The sequence below is a fragment of the Gracilibacillus ureilyticus genome, assembly GCF_900111195.1.
Classification (GTDB): Bacteria; Bacillota; Bacilli; order Bacillales; family Amphibacillaceae; genus Gracilibacillus; species Gracilibacillus ureilyticus.
Genome location: NZ_FOGL01000001.1, coordinates 238,318 through 258,046, shown reverse-complemented (window position 1 = coordinate 258,046; position 19,729 = coordinate 238,318). Strand labels below are relative to the sequence as shown.

Annotated in this window: 14 protein-coding genes, 1 pseudogene and 1 other annotated feature (1 of these 16 cut by a window edge); all 15 genes and pseudogenes read right to left on the bottom strand. The window is 38.0% G+C overall.

Annotation, left to right across the window (positions count from 1 at the left end; genetic code table 11):
* Positions 1–103: 103 nt before the first annotated feature.
* The gene (locus BMW36_RS01255; protein WP_089738185.1) at positions 104–820 is read right to left on the bottom strand and encodes a LutC/YkgG family protein; all 717 of its coding nucleotides are present in this window, start codon (positions 818–820) and stop codon (positions 104–106) included.
* A complete protein-coding gene (locus BMW36_RS01250) occupies positions 820–2,250 on the bottom strand; it encodes a LutB/LldF family L-lactate oxidation iron-sulfur protein (RefSeq protein WP_089738183.1) in 1,431 nt (476 codons plus the stop codon). The genes BMW36_RS01255 and BMW36_RS01250 overlap by 1 nt, the downstream gene beginning before the upstream one ends.
* Positions 2,250–2,975: a (Fe-S)-binding protein gene (locus tag BMW36_RS01245; RefSeq protein ID WP_089738181.1), complete on the bottom strand. Its 726-nt coding sequence runs from the start codon at positions 2,973–2,975 to the stop codon at positions 2,250–2,252. The genes BMW36_RS01250 and BMW36_RS01245 overlap by 1 nt, the downstream gene beginning before the upstream one ends.
* Before the next feature lie 106 nt (positions 2,976–3,081).
* A complete protein-coding gene (locus tag BMW36_RS01240) occupies positions 3,082–5,148 on the bottom strand; it encodes a bifunctional aldolase/short-chain dehydrogenase (protein WP_089738179.1) in 2,067 nt (688 codons plus the stop codon).
* A 116-nt stretch (positions 5,149–5,264) separates the two neighbouring features.
* The gene (gene rhaA, locus BMW36_RS01235; RefSeq protein WP_089738177.1) at positions 5,265–6,521 is read right to left on the bottom strand and encodes an L-rhamnose isomerase; all 1,257 of its coding nucleotides are present in this window, start codon (positions 6,519–6,521) and stop codon (positions 5,265–5,267) included.
* A 2-nt stretch (positions 6,522–6,523) separates the two neighbouring features.
* Positions 6,524–7,930: a rhamnulokinase gene (gene rhaB, locus BMW36_RS01230; RefSeq protein ID WP_089738175.1), complete on the bottom strand. Its 1,407-nt coding sequence runs from the start codon at positions 7,928–7,930 to the stop codon at positions 6,524–6,526.
* Between the two features lie 263 nt (positions 7,931–8,193).
* Positions 8,194–8,895, bottom strand: coding sequence for a Crp/Fnr family transcriptional regulator (locus BMW36_RS01225; RefSeq protein ID WP_089738173.1), 702 nt, complete (start codon positions 8,893–8,895; stop codon positions 8,194–8,196).
* Between the two features lie 281 nt (positions 8,896–9,176).
* Positions 9,177–11,053: pseudogene (locus tag BMW36_RS01220) on the bottom strand (heavy metal translocating P-type ATPase).
* A 241-nt stretch (positions 11,054–11,294) separates the two neighbouring features.
* Positions 11,295–11,504 (bottom strand): heavy-metal-associated domain-containing protein, encoded by a 210-nt coding sequence (locus BMW36_RS01215; RefSeq protein ID WP_089738171.1) that lies wholly within the window; start codon positions 11,502–11,504, stop codon positions 11,295–11,297.
* A gap of 115 nt (positions 11,505–11,619) precedes the next feature.
* Positions 11,620–12,594 carry an AraC family transcriptional regulator gene (locus tag BMW36_RS01210; protein ID WP_089738170.1) on the bottom strand — a complete coding sequence of 325 codons (975 nt, stop codon included), beginning with the start codon at positions 12,592–12,594 and terminating at the stop codon, positions 11,620–11,622.
* 45 nt (positions 12,595–12,639) lie between these two features.
* Positions 12,640–13,899 carry a threonine ammonia-lyase IlvA gene (gene ilvA / locus BMW36_RS01205; RefSeq protein WP_089738168.1) on the bottom strand — a complete coding sequence of 420 codons (1,260 nt, stop codon included), beginning with the start codon at positions 13,897–13,899 and terminating at the stop codon, positions 12,640–12,642.
* A gap of 145 nt (positions 13,900–14,044) precedes the next feature.
* Entirely contained in the window at positions 14,045–16,054 is a 2,010-nt protein-coding gene (locus BMW36_RS01200; RefSeq protein ID WP_089738165.1) for a beta-galactosidase, read from the bottom strand.
* Positions 16,055–16,265: 211 nt separating this feature from the next.
* Positions 16,266–17,189: a manganese-dependent inorganic pyrophosphatase gene (locus tag BMW36_RS01195; protein WP_089738163.1), complete on the bottom strand. Its 924-nt coding sequence runs from the start codon at positions 17,187–17,189 to the stop codon at positions 16,266–16,268.
* A gap of 76 nt (positions 17,190–17,265) precedes the next feature.
* Positions 17,266–18,510, bottom strand: coding sequence for a glutamate-5-semialdehyde dehydrogenase (locus BMW36_RS01190; protein ID WP_089738161.1), 1,245 nt, complete (start codon positions 18,508–18,510; stop codon positions 17,266–17,268).
* The gene (gene proB, locus BMW36_RS01185) at positions 18,503–19,630 is read right to left on the bottom strand and encodes a glutamate 5-kinase (RefSeq protein WP_089738834.1); all 1,128 of its coding nucleotides are present in this window, start codon (positions 19,628–19,630) and stop codon (positions 18,503–18,505) included. The genes BMW36_RS01190 and proB overlap by 8 nt, the downstream gene beginning before the upstream one ends.
* A gap of 57 nt (positions 19,631–19,687) precedes the next feature.
* Positions 19,688–19,729, bottom strand: a binding site (T-box leader) (it continues 170 nt past the right edge of the window).

Genomic DNA, 19,729 nt, shown 5'->3' with positions numbered 1-19,729 from the left:
TACCAAGGAATGACCATAATTATCAATTCATTAACCTGAAGGAAGGAACATAAAAAACCAACAGTACTAACATTATTTAAGAAACTTCTAAAGGAATGTCATGCTATTTATCATCCACAATGATATAGGCAGCCCGTATTGGACCATGAACACCGACTACTAATTTCATTTCAATATCTGCACTGTTACTAGGACCTGTAATAAAATTAATACATGAAGCAATATCTTCACCGTTGTCGACCATCTCCTGTACATATGATGTGGCCTGGGTCATTCTTGGCACTATTGTTGATTTGGGAACAATAGCAATGTAATCACGTGGCAAAAGGCTAACAGATCGCCCCTGGCCTTTTTTATTGAATAAAACGATGGTGCCAGATTCAGCGAGTGTCATATCACTAAATGTAAGCCCGACATCAGCTTTCTCCGCAAAACTTATGGATGTTTCCTTATCCTTCTCATTCCACCTGTAGATTTCCCTACCCGTACTCAAAGATGATTCAAAATACGGATTTAGCTGATAACTGACAAAACGTTCATCATTTGAATAAATAACTGACTTTGCACCATAATGATTTAACACTTCATCCAATGTTTTTTCAAGCGAATTGGACGAAGTACGGAAAAAATCAGTATGGATATGCTGACATTGTTCTTCTAATACTTCAACTAACTGGTCTGGTGTATAATCTTTCAGCACCTTTTTTTGCGGGCTCACAGTCCAGACCGGCTTTTCTACAGGCTGGCTTGCTGTTAAGCCGCCGATTTTTGTTCGTATATTCGTCAAAAACCTGTCTCGATTCATAATGCTACCTTTCATTAAATCGCTCCTCCCTGTTTATTCCGCTTTTTAAACCAATCACGGAACCTCTCATTAGCTGGCTGTGGGAGATCCCTTATATCTGTCCAGTTTCTAAGCGGGCCAGGTCCTTTGGTAATTCGATTGTTCTTCGCGAATGGTGTGGTTAAAAAAGGGGCCATTTTCGTCGCGGTCCTGTACAGATTGGCAGAATGAACAATTTGTTCGAAACCTCTCATTGCGACTCTTTCTGCAAGGGTTGATTTTTTTTCATCTTCTACAATCTTTCTTCTATGCATGATAAGTTGTTCATGTAAAGGTATTTTTACCGGACAAACTTCTGTACATGCTCCACACAAAGAGGATGCATAGGGTAATTCTTTGTATTCATCATAATCTGATAAAAGCGGAGACAACACCGCCCCAATTGGCCCAGGATAAATTGAACCATAAGCATGACCGCCAACATGCCGGTAAACAGGACAGACATTAATACATGCTGCACATCGAATGCAATGTAATGCCTCTTGAAATTCGGTCCCAAGTATCTTAGATCTTCCATTATCGACAATAACTAAATGAAATTCTTCCGGTCCATCTGCTTCTTCAGCTTGTTTCGGCCCAGTTAATGCGGTTATATAGCTAGTTAGCTTTTGTCCTACCGCCGCTCTTGTTAATAAACTTACTACAATATCTAATTCTTCCCATCCTGGGACGATCCGTTCCATTCCCATTACGGTTATTTGTGTGTTCGGTAATGCAGTAACCATTCTTGCATTACCTTCGTTTGTTACAAGGGCAAAAGACCCTGATTCAGCTACAGCGAAATTACAGCCAGTAATACCGACATCTGCTGCTAAGAATTCTTCCCTTAATTTCTCCCTTGCAAATAATGCTAATTCTTCCGGATGCTCTGTTTTTTTATAATTTAACCGCTCTTTGAACACATCTCTAATCTGTTCTTTATTCTTATGGAGAGCTGGTGCGACAATATGTGATGGTGGATCATGATCATCAATTTGCAAGATATATTCACCTAAATCTGTTTCAATCACTTCACAGCCAATCTCTTCTAATGCTGCGTTCATGGAAATCTCTTCCGTTACCATAGATTTTGATTTTGCAATTTTTTTAGCATTTTTTTTCTGTATAACTTGTTTAATGTATTCATTTGCTTCTTCCCCTGTTTCTGCAAAAAACACATGGCCCCCTAGTTCAGCAACCTTATCACTTAACTGATGCAAATAATAGTCGAGATGCTCGATCGTATGACTGCGGATTTGCTGTCCGAGTGTACGCCACTCTTCCCAATCACCTAACTCTTCCGCAGCTGCCGCTCTTCTGTTTTGCAGCCTTTCCTGCGCTGAACGTACTGCACCCCGCATATAATCATCGCTAATTCCCTTTGACACACGTTTTCTAAAGTCCTTTTCCCCAATGTGCATCGGCATTATTCTTCACCTCTGCTGTTTAAGATTTCTGCAATATGCTTCACTTCTATCGGTTTCCCTTGCCTTGTAATTCGACCACCAATATTCATTAAACAGCTTCCATCTGCCCCAAGTAATAGATCGGCTTCTGTTTCTTCAATATGTTGGACTTTTTCATCAACCATTTGTTCCGATATGCTGGCCATTTTAACAGAAAATGTCCCTCCAAATCCGCAGCAGTCATTGCGGTTTGGTAAATCTATCAGTCTTAAGCCCTTTACATTTTCCAATAGCCTAAATGGCGCTTCCTTTACACCTAGTAATCTAGTCATATGACATGATGTATGATATGTTGCTGTTCCATGATAGCTCGCACCCACATCTTCTATTCCCAGCACATCCACTATAAACTGGGTCAATTCATAAGTTTTTCGTTTCAGTGCCTTCGCTCTTTTTTGCCAATTTGAACCGTCTTCAAACAGGTGAACATATTCATGTATCATATAGACACAGGAACCGGAAATTCCAACAACATAATCAGCATGCTCAAATACTTCCACCATATGTTTTGCCACTTCCAGTGTTTCCTTGTGGTAACCACTATTATAAGCTGGCTGGCCGCAACATGTTTGTGTAGGGGGGAAATCGACTTCACAACCTAATCTCTCCAGCAATTCTACGGCAGACTTTCCTGCATTCGCATAAAAAATATCACCCAAACAAGTGATAAAAAATGAAACTCTCATCTGGTTACGCCCCTTTTTAGGATGCTTTTTCTATTATTGTATCATTAATCAGCTGGATAGTAGAATGGATAAACCCCCTTGTTGGAAAGTTTATCCATTTTGATCATTATCGAGTAAAAGCTGCTGCTACCCCGCCATCTACTGTAACCATACACCCTGTTGTTTTTGCTGCTTTCGAGCTAGCCAGAAATGCGACTGACTCTGCTATATCTTCTGGTAGGATATTTACATTTAATATCGTTCGCTTGCGGTAATGTGCTTCTAAATCATCCGTGCCTATTCCATAAGAGGAAGCACGTTCTTTTTTCCATGAGGAATCCCAAATTTTTGAACCGCGTATCACTGCATCTGGCAAGACTGAATTTACACGAATCCCTAATGCACCACCGTCAGCAGCGATAGTTCTTGCCAAATGAACCTCTGCTGCTTTTGCTGTACTGTAGGCAGCTGCATTTTTTCCTGCATAGATGGAGTTTTTTGATCCAATAAATACCATATTCCCACCGATAGCTTGTTCTTTCATTAATTTGAAGACTTCTCTCGCAACAAGAAAATAACCGGTAACTAATACATTGATATTTAAATTCCACTGCTCCATTGTTGTTTCTTCAAATGGACTAGAACTTGCAAGTCCTGCATTATTTACGAGAATATCAATACCGCCATATTTTAATACTGATTCCTTTATTGCTTTTTGTACTTCCTCTTCTTTCGTTACATCCATTTTAATCGCATATGCACGGTTTTCCCCATACTTTTCGTTCACTTCTTTTGCTAAGTTTTCCGCACCTTCCAAATTAATGTCAGCGATCACTAGATGCGCACCATCTTCCAGTAGACGATATGCTGTTGCAGTACCAATCCCGCCAGCACCACCTGTTACGAATGCTACTTGTCTGGAAAACTCTTTTTCTGCAGGTGCTAAACTGAGTTTATACAACTCTAGCGGCCAGTATTCTACTCCATAAGATTCTGATTCATCTAATGAGACGAAATTCCCCAGGACAGTAGAACCAGCCATTACCGAAATTGCACGATGATACAATTGCTCACTGACATTAGCAGCTGACCAGCTTTTACCTGTATTAATCATACCAAGACCAGGAATTAGAATAATCCGTGGCGCCGCTTCGATTAATTTGTCACCCTGCTGCTTGTTTCTTTCAAAATATGCCTCATATTCTTCTTTAAAGCGGTCAAGCCCTTCCTTTACTTTTTCTTTTAAACTATCTCTATCTTCTAATTGCGGATTCCAGTCAATAAAAAGCGGAACGCGTTTCGTATGAACTAAGTGGTCAGGACATGCGGCACCTATCTGTGACAGTTCCTTTGCATCATTACTGTTGACAAATTCAAGCACATTTATGTCATCATTATATGTTGCTAACATTTTATTATCCTGACTTACCTGTCCTCGAACTAAAGGCATTATCTCTGAAAATAAATCTTTTCTGTCACTCTCATCTAGCGAATCGTATTTTTTTCCTCCAAACAACGCTTTATCTTCTGCTTTTTTATTAATATAGCTTTCCGCCTCATTAATGATATCAATCGTTTTATTATAGCTTTCCTCCGATGTTTCTCCCCATGTTACCAGGCCGTGTTTCTCCATAATAACAAGTTCAGCGTGGGGATTATTCTGTACACCTTCTGCAATCATTTTTGACAATTTGAATCCCGGGCGAATATATGGTACCCAGACAAATCGGTTACCATAGATTTCTTTTGCGATTTCTTTTCCATTATCCGCACAAGCTATACTGATAATGGCATCAGGGTGTGTATGATCAACTTGTTTAAAAGGTAAAAATGCGTGTAACAATGTTTCAATGGAAGAACGTGGGTGTTTTGCATCAATCATGCAATGGCCTAAGTATGAAACCATTTCTTCATCAGACATGTTCTCACGCTCTAATAACGGACGAATATCTGCAAGATTCAGGCCAGTGAAATTTTCTGCCTTCATTGTTGCAAGGTCAGATCCACTCCCTTTTACCCACATTACCTCGATCTCTTCCCCTTTGAAATTCTTTTCCAATGTTTTCGTAGAAGTATTCCCGCCTCCCCAGTTAACAACTGCGCGGTCTGATCCTAAGAGATTAGATCTGTATACAAGTGATGCTAAGCCGTCTTTCTCTGTTACTTTACTGTTATCCCATTTATTTTGTACCAAACTGATTCCTCCTCTAAAGTGACAGTTTTTGCTTTTCCTTTTGTTTATTTGTGTTAATGTTTATATTATAGTATTAAAGTAAAAATAAATCAACATAAACAAACGTATTTCCTATTTTATTGACGTTTTATGAGGACTTCTTTTTCATATTCTTTGACTTCATTCAGCCAACTTTCCTGTACAGGGACCCCCATTTCTTCACAATACTGATCCCAAACCGCGCCAAATGGGTATGTTTTGAATTCTTCCATTAATGCCAGACGGTCTGTAAAGTTTCCTTCTTCCTGTAACTTTTTAAGATAGTCATTCGGGAGTAACAATGCATAAAGTAACGATTTAATCATGTTACGAGTACCTATCGTCCATGCAGCAACTCTGTTTATGCTCGCATCAAAAAAATCAAGACCTATCATCACTTTATCGATTGCATCATTCCTGACAATTTCTAAACCGATTTCACGCAATTCATCATCTAAAATTACGACATGATCACTGTCCCAGCGAACTGGTCTGGAAACGTGAAGTGCTAATTTATCATTAAATAAAAGCAGTGCCGATATTTTATTTGAAACCATCTCTGTTGGATGGTAATGTCCTGTATCCAGCAGACAGAGCTTGTTATTTTGCATAGCATAACCCATATAAAATTCATGCGAACCAACCACATACGCTTCCGAGCCAATTCCGAACAATTTGCTTTCCACTGCGTCAATATTTAGTGATTCATCCACATTTGCTGCAAAAATTTCATCTAATGAATCTTTTAATCTCATTCGGGGAGTTAATCTGTCACTGGGAATATCTTTATAGCCATCAGGAATCCAAATATTTGTTAATGCCGGTTGACCTAATTCCCTCCCGAAATATTCTCCGATTTTCCGTGACTGAATACAATGGTCAATCCAGAAATCCCGAATGTCTTTATCAGGATGGGACAATGTTAATCCATCCTCTGCTTTTGGATGGGAAAACAAAGTTGGATTAAAATCTAATCCTAACCCATTCTGTTTGGCCCACTTCACCCAATTAGCGAAATGCTTTGGTTCGATTGCATTACGATCAACGATTTCACCATCTGTTTCGGCATAAATTGCGTGCAGGTTGACTTTATGTTTACCGGGAATTAACGAAAGTGCTTTCTCCAGATCTGCACGTAATTGTTCCGGATTTGTGGCCTTACCAGGATAATTTCCTGTCACATCTATTCCACCTGACAGCTCCTGCTGATTGACTTCAAACCCTCCAATATCATCACCTTGCCAGCAATGAATGGAAATAGCTACATTTTTCAGTTTGTCAAACGCTTCCTCAACAGATACACCCCACTTCTCGTATTGTTGTTTTGCTTTGTTAAAGTTTTCCTTAACGAACATGTTTATTCTCCTCCCGAACTAAATTTTTGGATATGAAATGATTGGTTGATTATTTCTTTTGATTTTTCGATTGATTCTATTTCATTGGTTGCAACCATCTGGGCAATCAGATTGCCAATGGCGGTCGCTTCTGTCGGCCCTGTATAAATCGTTTTCCCTGAAATGTCTGCTAATCGTTCGTTCAAATAATTGTTCTTACTGCCGCCACCGATAATATGGATGGACTCAAATTCCTTCCCTGTTAATTCCTCAATCTGTCCCACAGCCTCGTTATAACTTACTGCGAGACTATTAAAAATGCATGCAGCAAATTCACCAGGCATTTCCGGTATGATTTGTTTTGTTTCCCTACAAAAATCCTGAATTACCGTCAACATATTATCAGGGCTTAAAAACCGCTCCTCGTTTACATTAACGATAGATGGAAAATCAGCATTTTCATATGCCAAATTCGTAAAATCAGGGTAATCATATTGATGATTGAACGCTCTTTTAACCTCCTGTATCATCCATAAGCCCATAATATTCTTTAAAAATCGAAAGTTATGATTCACTCCACCCTCATTAGTGAAATTATATAAAAAAGCTCTTTCTGTACTTATAGGTTCCTGATGCTCCACGCCGATTAATGACCATGTACCAGAACTGATGAAAATCGTATCATTACTAGGTACACTGACAACTGCCGATGCCGTATCATGAGTTCCAGGCAGAACTACCTCAAAGTCAACCCCTAATTCCACTTTCAACTCGTCCTTTATTTTCCCAATAGCTTGTAATGGTTTCTTAGGTTCTGAGAAAATTCTTTGAGAGATTCCTAACTTTTCTATAAAAGAAGTGTTCCATGTCTTACCTTTCGCATTCAGTAACTGTGTTGTCGTAGCATTTGTGTATTCATTTGTAATTTTATCCGTTAATAAATAATGCAAATAATCAGGAATCATTAAAAAATGCGCAGCATCTTTAAGAATCTCTGGAGATTCCTTTTTAAGGGCATATAACTGATAGATCGTGTTAAATGGCTGAAATTGTATTCCCGTTTCTTTATACAACTCTTTTTTCGGAACAATGTTAAATACTTCTTCCATTACACCATCTGTTCGGTGGTCTCTGTAAGCTACTGCCTCTGTAATTCTTTCTTTCTCTTTATTCAATAAAACAAAATCAACTGCCCATGTATCAATACCGAGAGAAACCGGCTGGCAGTTCTTTTCCACACTTTTTTTTATACCGGTTTTTATCTGTTCAAATAATTGATCGATATCCCACGATAGATGGCCATTTTTCGTCGTCATCTTATTTTCGAAACGATGTACTTCTTTCAGGATAAGTTCTCCGCTCGCTAAGTAACCCGCAATGACACGACCGCCCGATGCACCAATATCTACAGCCAGGTGACATTTTTGCAATATTTCAACCCCCTTAATGTAAGCGATTTATATCATTATATTAAGGGATATTTTTCAGGAATAATATGACTTCTTTTATCTTTCTATTGTCCATTTTTGCATTTGGATTGAAGAGGCTATTTCCTTGAGCTACAGGTTGATTGGTCTGAAACTGATTGAGCAAGTAATTTTTAAACAAAGGAAAAGAAAGGGGGGATTATGGAGGGAGTAGAATGGAGTGCTAAGGCTACAAAATGGGGAGAGGGCATTTCCAGTAAAAAATATTAAACAAGTAAAAGACCATTTATATCTAAAACTTCAATTCTTTTATTAGATTTTTGTTTAATATAACCACGGCTTTCCAAATGTGTCAGCTTTCTGCTGATCGTTTCAGGTGTAGTGCCAAGGTAGGAAGCCAAATCTTTCTTGTTCATTGGAAACATGACTTCACTTGAAGGTGTATCTTCAAGAGTCTGAACAAGGAAAAAAGCAATTCTTGTCTCCGCTTTCTCTGTTGCAAACAGTGTCGTTTGTTTTTCAGAATGTTCTAACCTATCTGAAAATACGGACAGGATTTTCAGGGAAATAGTAGGATATTTGATGAGAAGCTCCTGCAGGTCAGACCGCTTCATTAGACATACATTTGTATCTGTAACGGCTTCAGCATAGGACTCATGTATTGATTCACTAAATAATGCGTATTCGCCAGTGAATTCCCCCTGGTTTAGTAAACGGATAAATTGTTCTTTTCCCGATTCAGCTAATCGGTAAATTTTTATTTTCCCGTTATTTACAATATAAAGGGTATCTGATTGGTCCCCTGCATGGTAAATTGTCTCCCCCTTCTTGTATGAAACGGAGTTCATTTTATTCATTACTTCATTTAACTGACGGTTTTCCAAATGATTAAAGATTGGCACTAAAGAAACACAGTTTTTTTGAATTCCGGTCAAATGATGGTGGTGAGTATGGCAATGTGTACACATACTGCTCACTCCTTTTCTATTATTTTTTATCAGGGTGCTAACCGTCTGTACCACCCTGATAAGTTTCACTAATGATCAGTGGGGCTCCTAAACCCCACTGATCAAAGTCTCACTTTATAACGGAATGGAGGCTAGTGTCCCGCCCCCTCACACTATGGTTATTATTTATTGAGTGATTCAAAGACGTTAAATTGCTTCTTACCATTTAGCACATGCAATCTATTAAAGCATCTAACAATCCAAATCACATTTAGGCGCTCCTTATGAATAAACTTTTCATACTAGGTGTTTATTCTCTTAGCCTTTGTAATTTGAAAGTTTCCGCTTGTATCCCTGCTTTTTTGAGTGAAGTGAATTAGCCGCATTGCATTTAAAATGACGATCAGAACACTTGCTTCATGGATAAACATCCCTAAGGCCAAATGGACAGCCCCTCCCAGGACTCCGGCGAGTAAAATGAAGACGACCGCAACAGCAAAGTAGGTGTTCTGTTTCATATTCTTAATGGTCATTTTAGATAGAGAAAAGGCATGAGAGAATTGCTGCAGCTTATCTGCCATTAAGACGACATCTGCTGTTTCCATTGAAACATCTGTTCCGCCTTCACCCATCGCGAGCCCGACATCAGCAGTGCAATAGCAGGAGCATCGTTAATTCCATCACCTGCCATTGCTACGATACGACCTTCCTCCTTTAATTTCTTAACATAATCTACTTTGTTTTCAGGTAATAACTCTGCATAATATTCATCCAAATCCAATTGGTCGGCAACTAATTCTGCAGTATGTTGATTATCCCCAGTTAGCATAATCATTTTTTTAATACCATTTCTTCTCATTTCTTTCAGTGCTGTAAGTGCATCTTCACGAATCTGATCCGCAACTGAAATGATTCCACTTAACTCGCCATCTATAGCGACGAAGATTGCAATATTTCCAAATTTCTCACGTTCGGTTGCAACTGATTGAGCCTCATTAGGTATATGAATATGTTCTGCATTCATTAACTTCCGATTACCAATCGCCACAGCATGCCCTTCTACATTGGCACGCAGACCATTTCCTTTAATAACAACTCCATCTTCAGGTTTCTCACCAAGTTTTAATTTTCTTATCTTTGCTTCTTTAACAATTGTTCGCCCTAGATGGTGTTCGGAGATCATCTCTGCCTGAGCAACTAACCGTAACAATTCATTTTCATTCTGTGTTCCAATAGTGTAGATGTTTGTAACTTCTGGTTTTCCTTTTGTTAATGTACCTGTTTTATCAAATACAAGTGTATCAACTTTAGCGAATTTCTCGATCACTTCTCCACCCTTAACAAGTACCCCATTTTTAGCACCATTCCCAATTCCGGCAACATTCGAGACAGGTGCTCCAATCACAAGAGCCCCCGGACATGCGATAACTAAAAATGTAATTGCTTTGTGCAGATCTCTTGTAAAGATATAAACAAGGACAGATAACATGACCACTGCTGGTGTATAAACATTGGCAAACTTGTTTAGAAATTTTTCTGTCTTAGTTTTAGAATCCTGAGCTTCCTCGACAAGTTCCATAATCCTCGAAAAGGTCGTATCATCTCCCACTTTTTCTGCGAACATCTCAATATATCCATTATCGACAACAGTACCACTAAACACTTTGTCACCCTTCTTCTTTAGCACCGGGACAGATTCCCCAGTAACTGCAGCTTCATATAAAGCAGCTTGACCTGAAATGATTTCCCCATCCACAGGTACTTTTCCACCAGAACGGATGATAATATGATCACCTCTGTTAACATTTTCCGCAGGCAGAATCATTTGAATTCCTTCTCTAACTACCGTCGCTTCCTGTGGCGCCATATCAAACAGTTCTTTTAACGAAGATCTGGTTTTTTGTAAGGTCCGTGTTTCTAAGTAGTCACCGAATAAAAACAGAAATGTGACAACCGCTGATTCAACATACTCCCCAATAAAAAGAGCCCCTGTTACAGCAAGTGTCACAAGCAATTCAATACTGAATACTCTCAAATGTAGGGCCTGAAATGCCTTTGTAAAAATGGGAATACCAGCAACAATCGATGCAGCAAGCAGGATGCCCTGCCGTAAACCATAAAACCCCGAAATGTGGCTAAGAAGCGCAAAAATTAGCAAAAAAGCAGATATTGCTGTTATTTAATTTTTATATTTGTATATTGCCCGGATCATTATTATCCTCCTTTTAAATCGTAATGTTTGTTCAGTTTAGGTTACTTGAATGCTTTTCTTTCTATATTTATTATAAGATCACTTCACTCTTTATAAATTGATCCTCGTCAAATTTTAGCTAGTATTCTATAAAATCATCCACTGGGGATCCGCTTTTACTGTTAAAAAAATAGACAGTCTCTATTTCAGAAACTGTCCACTTCGTTTATCAGCCGATAACAGAATAACCCAACTTAACAATCATTTCCTGCAATTTCTCTTTCGAAGTATCCTCTTCATTATAGGTAGCTTTGACTTTACTGGAGTTAAATAGTACTTTCACTTCATTTACCCCTTCCATATTTCCCAGTTTCGCTTCAATCTTTTTTATGCAGGATGGACAAGTTAATGGCTCTAATTGAAATTTTGTTGTTATCATATAAATTTCTCCTTTATTAAGTGATGCCTTTATTGTACAGGGTAACTAGGTTTCCTTCCTTGACCTGCATCAAGTTTTCACAAGTTCTTTATAAAAACAAAAAAAGCAGTTAACGTTATTCCGTTAGCTGCTCTTTATATACTTTCGGGGTATCACCGTATTTCCGCTTAAATAAACGGTAAAAATAGCTGATATTCTCATAACCTACTTCTTCCGCGATTGCCTGTATGGATAAATCGGTATAAAGCAATAAGTTTTTAGCAACGAGTAACCGCTTTTCTTGCACTAAATCTTTAAAATTCTGTTTGGTTATCGCTTTTATTTGTTTACTTACCCAGTAATCAGATTGATGTAATTTAGCAGCGAGAGTTTGTAAATTAGCATCTTGATAGTGCACTTCAATATATTCGAATACTTTTGATAAAAACTCATGATGTTCTGAGTGCACGGAAGAATTATTCTGTATGTTTTGCTGCTCCATCAGTTCAATAATTAGCAGACCCATTAGAAATTTCAACTTGGATTTTGACAGTAAAGTCGGTTCCATCATTTCATTCAATAGTTGTTGCATTAAATGTTGAATATGCGGGGAATTTGCGACAGGATAATACAAAAACTCACCTTTTTGACTGTACTGGAACATACTATTCATTAAAAACTGCAGCATTTGACTTTGAATAAATCCTGTTGAAAGATTTGCCAATATATAATCGAAAAATCCCGGGTGGATAATAAAGTTAATGACAATATCCTCTTTTTTACAAGCTGTCAATTCGTGTTCTATGTATTGATTGAGAATTAAAATATCCCCTTTTTTTAATGTTAGCGGCTCGCCAGCGATTTTCTGTTGAAATACTCCATGATACACATAATTCATTTCAATATAATCATGTGAATGCTTTGGAAAATCAATATATCTCGGATGTTTTCTAATCATAATTAAGTCATCTTTTAGAAATTTTTCACTCTGTATTACAAAATCTGAAGTTAAGTTTGTGTAAATTTCTTTATTTATGGCTTGATCGCCTGCTAAAATGGCTCTTTCTTCATCCGTTTCTTCCATTAACTTTTCAAATAACAGGCTATCCATATCATCTCCCCTTTAAAGAAGGAAGCAGATTAATCTGCTTCCTTGTCAAATTAATAGATGAAATAGTTGTTCATCTTTGTTAATTTCAATATACGTAAAGCCTTTTTTCTCCATCCGATCTAACAGTGCGGAGTAATCCTCTGACTTGTGTAATTCAATACCAACAAGAACCGGTCCTTTATCACGGTTATTTTTCTTTGTGTATTCAAATCTTGTAATATCATCATTTTCGCCAAGCACATCTCCCATAAATTCACGTAATGCCCCGGCACGCTGTGGAAAGTTAACAATAAAATAATGCTTAAATCCTTCATAAATTAAGGAACGCTCTTTAAATTCCTGCATTCGGTCGATATCATTGTTTCCGCCACTTACCACACAAACGATATTTTTCCCTTTGATCTGGTCTTTGTAAAAATCTAATGCTGCAATTGGTAAAGCTCCTGCCGGTTCTGCAACAATGGCATTCTCATTGTATAGATCCAGCAGTGTAGTACATAGTTTTCCTTCTGGAACAACAACAATATCATCAATAAACTGTTTCGCAATGTCAAACGAAATATCACCAACTTGTTTTACACTAGCTCCATCAACAAACTTATCTATTTTATCCAATTTAACTACCTGATCTTTTTCGATAGCCGCTTTCATTGATGCAGCACCTTGTGGTTCCACACCGATAATTTTAGTTTCAGGACTGATACTGTTTATATACGATCCTACACCAGAAATTAACCCTCCGCCACCGATTGACATAAAAACATGGGAAATTGGATCTTCCATACTATCTAAGATTTCCAGACCAATCGTTCCCTGGCCCGTTATCGTTCTTGTGTCATTAAACGGGTGAATAAACGAGGCATCGTGTTCATTACAGTATTCCATTGCTTTATCGTATGAATCATCGAATGTATCCCCAATTAAGCGAATCTCTACAAAAGGCCCGCCAAAAAACTCTACTCGATTAACTTTTTGTCTGGGAGTAGTACTTGGCATAAAGATTACTCCTTTTACACCTAAAGCCTTACATGAATATGCAACACCTTGAGCGTGGTTCCCAGCACTTGCACATACTACACCATTTTCTAGTTCTTTTTTAGTTAAACCTTGCATTAAGTTGTATGCCCCTCTTATCTTAAAAGAACGAACAACCTGCAAGTCCTCTCTTTTTAAGTACACATTACATTGGTACTTTTCTGACAAAATGGGATCTAGTTGCAAAGGTGTCTTTACAACCACGTCTTTTAATACCTGATTAGCAATAATAATATCTCTTACCTGGATTGGATTTACTTTTGTACTCATAATACGAACCCTTCCTACTACAATTATTAGATTTATACTAACATAAAGTAAGCAAATAGAAAATAATTTTTGCTTAATTGCATTTTGAAAGGTTAAATAAACAAACAAAACTCACTCCTTCATCTATGAAAGAGTGAGTTCACTTCTAGCAGGAGAGAATTGCGACATCTTTTCCTTCCAGAACTATCTCTTCGCTAATCTCTTCATCCGTTAAACAGCTTGTATACATCTTACCCTTTTCCAACTTTATGGTTACAGGGTCATCATTATGATTTAAGAAAAACAGAAAACGCTCTTCTCCAGTTACTCGTTCTGCTACCTCTACTTTAGGCGGGGTGTTAAATGGTGCCGTAATCTTCAGTTGAGTTAACAGTCCGGAAAATAACTCCGTCAAGTAATCATCTGCAGGATTTGTTCCTATATAAATAGATGTTCCTTTACCATAGCGGTAGGAAGTGATTGCCGGTTTTCCTTTATACCAGTTCTGTGTAAAATGAGCGATAGGTTTTGCACCTTCCAGTTTAATGATATCAGCCCACAAATTGACCTTCATTCTCTGACCATTTGTTAATATTTCATTCACTTCGTCATCTGCCATAGGAGCGAATTCATCCACAGTTAGTCCAAGTAAATTCCGGAGAGGAGCCGGGTATCCTCCGAGATGAATATGATCCTGCTCATCAGCAATTCCGCTAAAGAAACTGACAACCAGTGTTCCTCCGTCTTTGACGTAATTTTCTATATGAGCTGATTCTCCATCCTTTATCATATAAAGCATTGGAGCAATAACTAAATCATATTTATCGAGAGACATATCTGGTTTAACAAAATCAACTGCTATATTTTTCTCATAGAATACTTTATAATACTGATAAACTTGATCCAGGTAGGATAGTTTATTATGAGGTTTTCCTTCCAGTTCAACTGCCCACCAGTTTTCCCAATCAAACATAATTGCCACTTTTGCTTTTGTCTTCGCACCAACCAATCTGTCGAGTTTCTTTAATTCATTTCCCAGCTGTTTCACTTCCTGGTACACACGACTTTCCGGGTTTGATGAATGGGGCACCATTGCACCGTGAAACTTCTCCGCACCCGCACGTCCTTGTCTCCATTGGAAATACATTACGCCATCCCCGCCGCGCGCTACAGTGGAATAGCTCCACAAACGCATTTCACCAGGTTTTTTCGTTAAGTTTATATCACGCCAATTCACGTGTGAAGTTACTTGTTCCATCAGATAAAATGGTGCTCCGTCTTTTAGGCTTCTCATTAAGTCGTGATGCATTGCATGCCGGAATGGCGTTCCTTCTCTCGGATCCGGATACGAATCCCATGTTACCAAGTCCAACTCTTTCGCCCATTCGAAATAATCAAGAGGTTTAAATTCATACATAAAATTTGTAAAAACAGGAATATCAGGTGTGATTTCTCGTAAGATCTCTTTTTCTGTTTTATACAAGTTAAAAATCGCTTGATCCATAAATCGTTTGTAGTCCAGCATCTGGCTAGGATTATAAAATGTTGGTAAATTAACTGGAAAGTGTATCTCATCCCAATTATTATACCTCTGACTCCAGAATGCTGTACCCCATTTTCTGTTTAGTGTATCTATTGTTTGGTACTTATCTTTTAACCATTTACGGAAAGCTTGTAAACTTTCTTCACTGTAACACTCGGCAAGATGACAAGCATATTCATTATTAATATGCCACATTTTTACTGCTGGGTGATCTTGATATCTTGTTGCCATCTCAGTTACTAGTTTTCGAACAGATTCCAGAAAACGCTTACTATTTGGTGAATAATGCTGTCTTGATCCAACTTGATATCTGCTTCCATCCGGTTTGACCGCAAGGACTTCAGGGTACTTGCTGGAAAGCCAGGCAGGTGGTGATGCAGTTGCGGTAGCAAGTGCCACCCCTATACCATGTGAATGCAATATATCCAGTATTTTATCCAACCAGGCAAAGTCAAATTGGCCTTCCTTCTTTTCAATAACAGACCAGCTGAAAATTGCTACGGAAACAAGATTAACACCCGCTTCCTGCATTAACCTGGCATCTTCTAACCATACTTCTTCTGACCATTGTTCAGGATTGTAATCTCCTCCAAATGCTATATGCGGCATTACTTCTTTGATTGATTTAACCATCTTCATCCCATCCTTCAGTAAAATTTAACTTATCTATTTTACTAAATTTATTGTAAATGAATCCGCTATCATATTCAACTGTTTTTTTCTCCTGTATGGCTATTTTCCAGTCTTTTTTTTGATAGATTCCAGTATAAAAAACAACCACCCTTTCATACTAAAAAAGAGTGGTTATTCATTCATTAAAAAACGAGAATTCCTTTAAAGTGGATTAAAAGGCGTTTTGCAAATTAGGAACTACCTGTTTCTTTCTTGAGACTACACCTTTCAGTTTTGCCGTCTTATTTTCTAAGGTGACATTAAATGCTTCTGCAACTTTTTGTTCCGCTTCACCAGCGGCTAATACCACCGAGTCATTGTTTAAGATATCTGTTATAACAAAAACAAATAATTTAAGATTTTTATCGGCAATTGTTTTTTCAATTACTGGCTCGATCTCAGAACGAAGTGCCAATACTTCTTCAACATCTACCGTATTTACTTGGGCAATTTCAACCTTATTTCCATTCATATCAAATTCTTTTGCGTCAATCGAAATGAGTTCACTTGCTGTTTTGTCACTTAAGTCTGCCCCTGCCTTCAACATTTCCAATCCATATTGTTCCGGATCTACTCCTGCAACTTCGGCTAGTTCTTTCGCTGCCTGAACGTCTTCTTCTGTACATGTAGGTGATTTAAATAGTAATGAGTCTGAAATGATTGCAGATAACATTAACCCTGCTGTTTCTTTTTTAATTTTAACATTTTTCTCTTTAAAAATTTTGTTCAGGATCGTTGCAGTACAACCAACTGGTTCCGCACGGTAATACAATGGATCCTTTGTTTCAAAATTTGCAATTCGGTGGTGGTCAATTACTTCAAGCACTTGTACCATATCAATATCTTCTGCACTCTGCTGACGTTCATTATGATCTACTAAAATTACCTGATCTACTTCGTCTGCTACGTTTTCTACCATGCGTGGCGCAGAAACTTTAAAGTAATCTAATGCATATTGTGTTTCATTATTTACTTCACCTAGTCTCACTGCTTCGGCATCTTCTCCCGTCGCCTGCTTTAATTCTGCATATGCAATCGCAGAACAAATCGTATCAGTGTCCGGATTTTTGTGGCCGAAAATTAATGTTTGTGCCATGTTCATTACTCCTTTATTTACCAATTATTTATATCCATTCCTCATTATACAGGAATTGATTCAAAAGAAAAATAATTTACTTAATCTGACCATTGCCATGTAATAAATATTTAGTGGATGTCAAAGCCTCTAACCCCATTGGTCCTCTTGCATGTAATTTTTGTGTACTAATCCCTATTTCTGCCCCAAATCCGAATTCAAATCCATCCGTAAATCTCGTCGATGCATTATGGTATACAGCAGCTGCATCCACCTGATTCATAAATGATACAGCATTCGCTTCATTTTCTGTAATAATAGATTCAGAATGATTTGTTCCATAATGATTAATATGATTAATGGCTTCTTCTACTGTTCCAACTACTTTCAATGCAACAATTTTATCTAAATATTCTGTTTCATAATCCTCATCTGTTGCTTGAATAATATTGTCACCTTTAGTCATTGTAAAATCGTCGCCATGAATTTCTACATTTGCTTCCTGAAGTTTCTTAATTAGTGTGTCTATGTTTTTCTCTGCCCAATTCTTCTCAACTAATATTGTCTCAATGGAATTGCATACAGATGGCCTTTGTGTTTTCGCATTAATTGCAATCTCAACCGCCATATCTGTCTGGGCTGATTCATCGATAAATAAATGGCAGTTCCCTGCCCCTGTTTCCAAAACAGGTACAGACGCATTTGCAACTACAGTGTCAATTAATTTTTTCCCGCCTCTCGGGATCAATACATCTAAATAGTCATTTAATTTAAACATTTCCGAAGCTGTTGTCCTGCTTGTATCTTCTATAAGCTGAACCGCATTATTCGGAAGCTCGGATTGTTTCAGAGCATCCTGTATTACTTTTACTAATGCCATATTGGAATGGATGGCAGAAGAACTTCCCCGCAGAAGGACGGCATTCCCAGTTTTTAAACAAAGACTCGCAGCATCAATGGTAACATTTGGGCGAGCTTCATAAATCATACCAACGACACCAATTGGAACACGTGCCTTTTGAATCTTTAATCCATTTGGCCGTTCCCATTCTTCGATAATATCACCAATGGGATCATTTAATTCAATTAATTGCATTAAAGCATCTGCCATATCATCTATTCTCTGTTCGTTTAGTACAAGTCTGTCAATTAATGATTCATGCAAGCCATTGGAACGGCCCTGAGCAATATCCTTATTATTTTCTGTGATAATAAAGGATTTTTGCTCTCTTAGTGCATTCGATAATAATCTTAAAGCCTCATTTTTTTGTTCAGTTGTAGATGCAGCAAGTTTTGTTGTTGTTCCTTTCAACAGTTTTGCTTTTTGTAGTAAATCACTCATAATCATATGCCTCCCTCATTGATAATACTAAACGATCCCGATGAATTACCTCTGGTCTGCTTCCCATTGTGATTTCCATCGCTGTTTGACTTGACTCACCTTTTGACAAAATCATTTCCTCTGACGAGTAATTCACCTGGCCTTTTGCTATCACTTTGTCTTCATAAAACACTTCGACAACTGCCCCTGCCTCAAATTCACCGTCTATCCACTTGATCCCGGCAGGAAGCAGACTCTTTCCCTGAAGAGTTATAGCATCACTAGCCCCTTTATCCACATGTATTTTTCCAGAAATTTCGGAATGAAATGCAATCCATTGCTTTTGCTTGCGTAAATTACTTGTAAGATGTTCACCAATATAAGTGCCATCACCATTATTTGCTAATATATCTGTTAATTTGTCCTCACCGCAACCTGTTCCAACAAATACACGCACACCAAGAGAAATTGCTGTTTTAGCTGCAAGGATTTTCGATTTCATTCCACCTGTACCAAACTTAGAGCCTGATTCATGTTTTGTTTGATTTAATATTTGGTCAGAAATCGTCGCAAGCCGATCATACCTTTTAGCTGAAGAGTCTGTTTTTGGATTTTTGTCATATAGGCCATTAATATCTGTCAGCATGATTAAAAAGTCTGCATGAACTAAGCCACTAACCAAAGCAGAGAGCATGTCATTGTCACCGAAAGTAAGTTCATCGATAGCTACCGTGTCATTTTCATTTATAATCGGTATTACATCCCGCTTTACCAATTCAGTTAATGTGGAATATACATTGCCGTATTGTGTTTCATTACTGAAATTATCTTTCGTTAACAGAAGTTGTGCGGTAACCATGTCATATTTCCGAAAAGCTTCCGTATAAGCCTGGATAAGCAGCCCCTGACCAACCGCTGCTGATGCTTGCTTTCCTGAAACTGTAACAGGCCTTGTGGGGTACCCCAAATCACTGAATCCAGCTGATACAGCCCCTGAAGATATAAGTATTACTTCATAATCATTTTGTTTTAACTTTGCAATTGCTGCTGTATGCTCATGGATTTTAGCTAAACTGAGCCCCCCATTTTTATTCGTTAGCGAGCTGCTGCCGATTTTCACAACGATCCGCTGCTTTGCCATTTTAATCACGCCTTCATATTCAATAATTAACGTAAAAAATGACCCTTCTTCCTTCACAATAAGGACGAAAAGAGTCATTCCGCGGTACCACCTTTTATT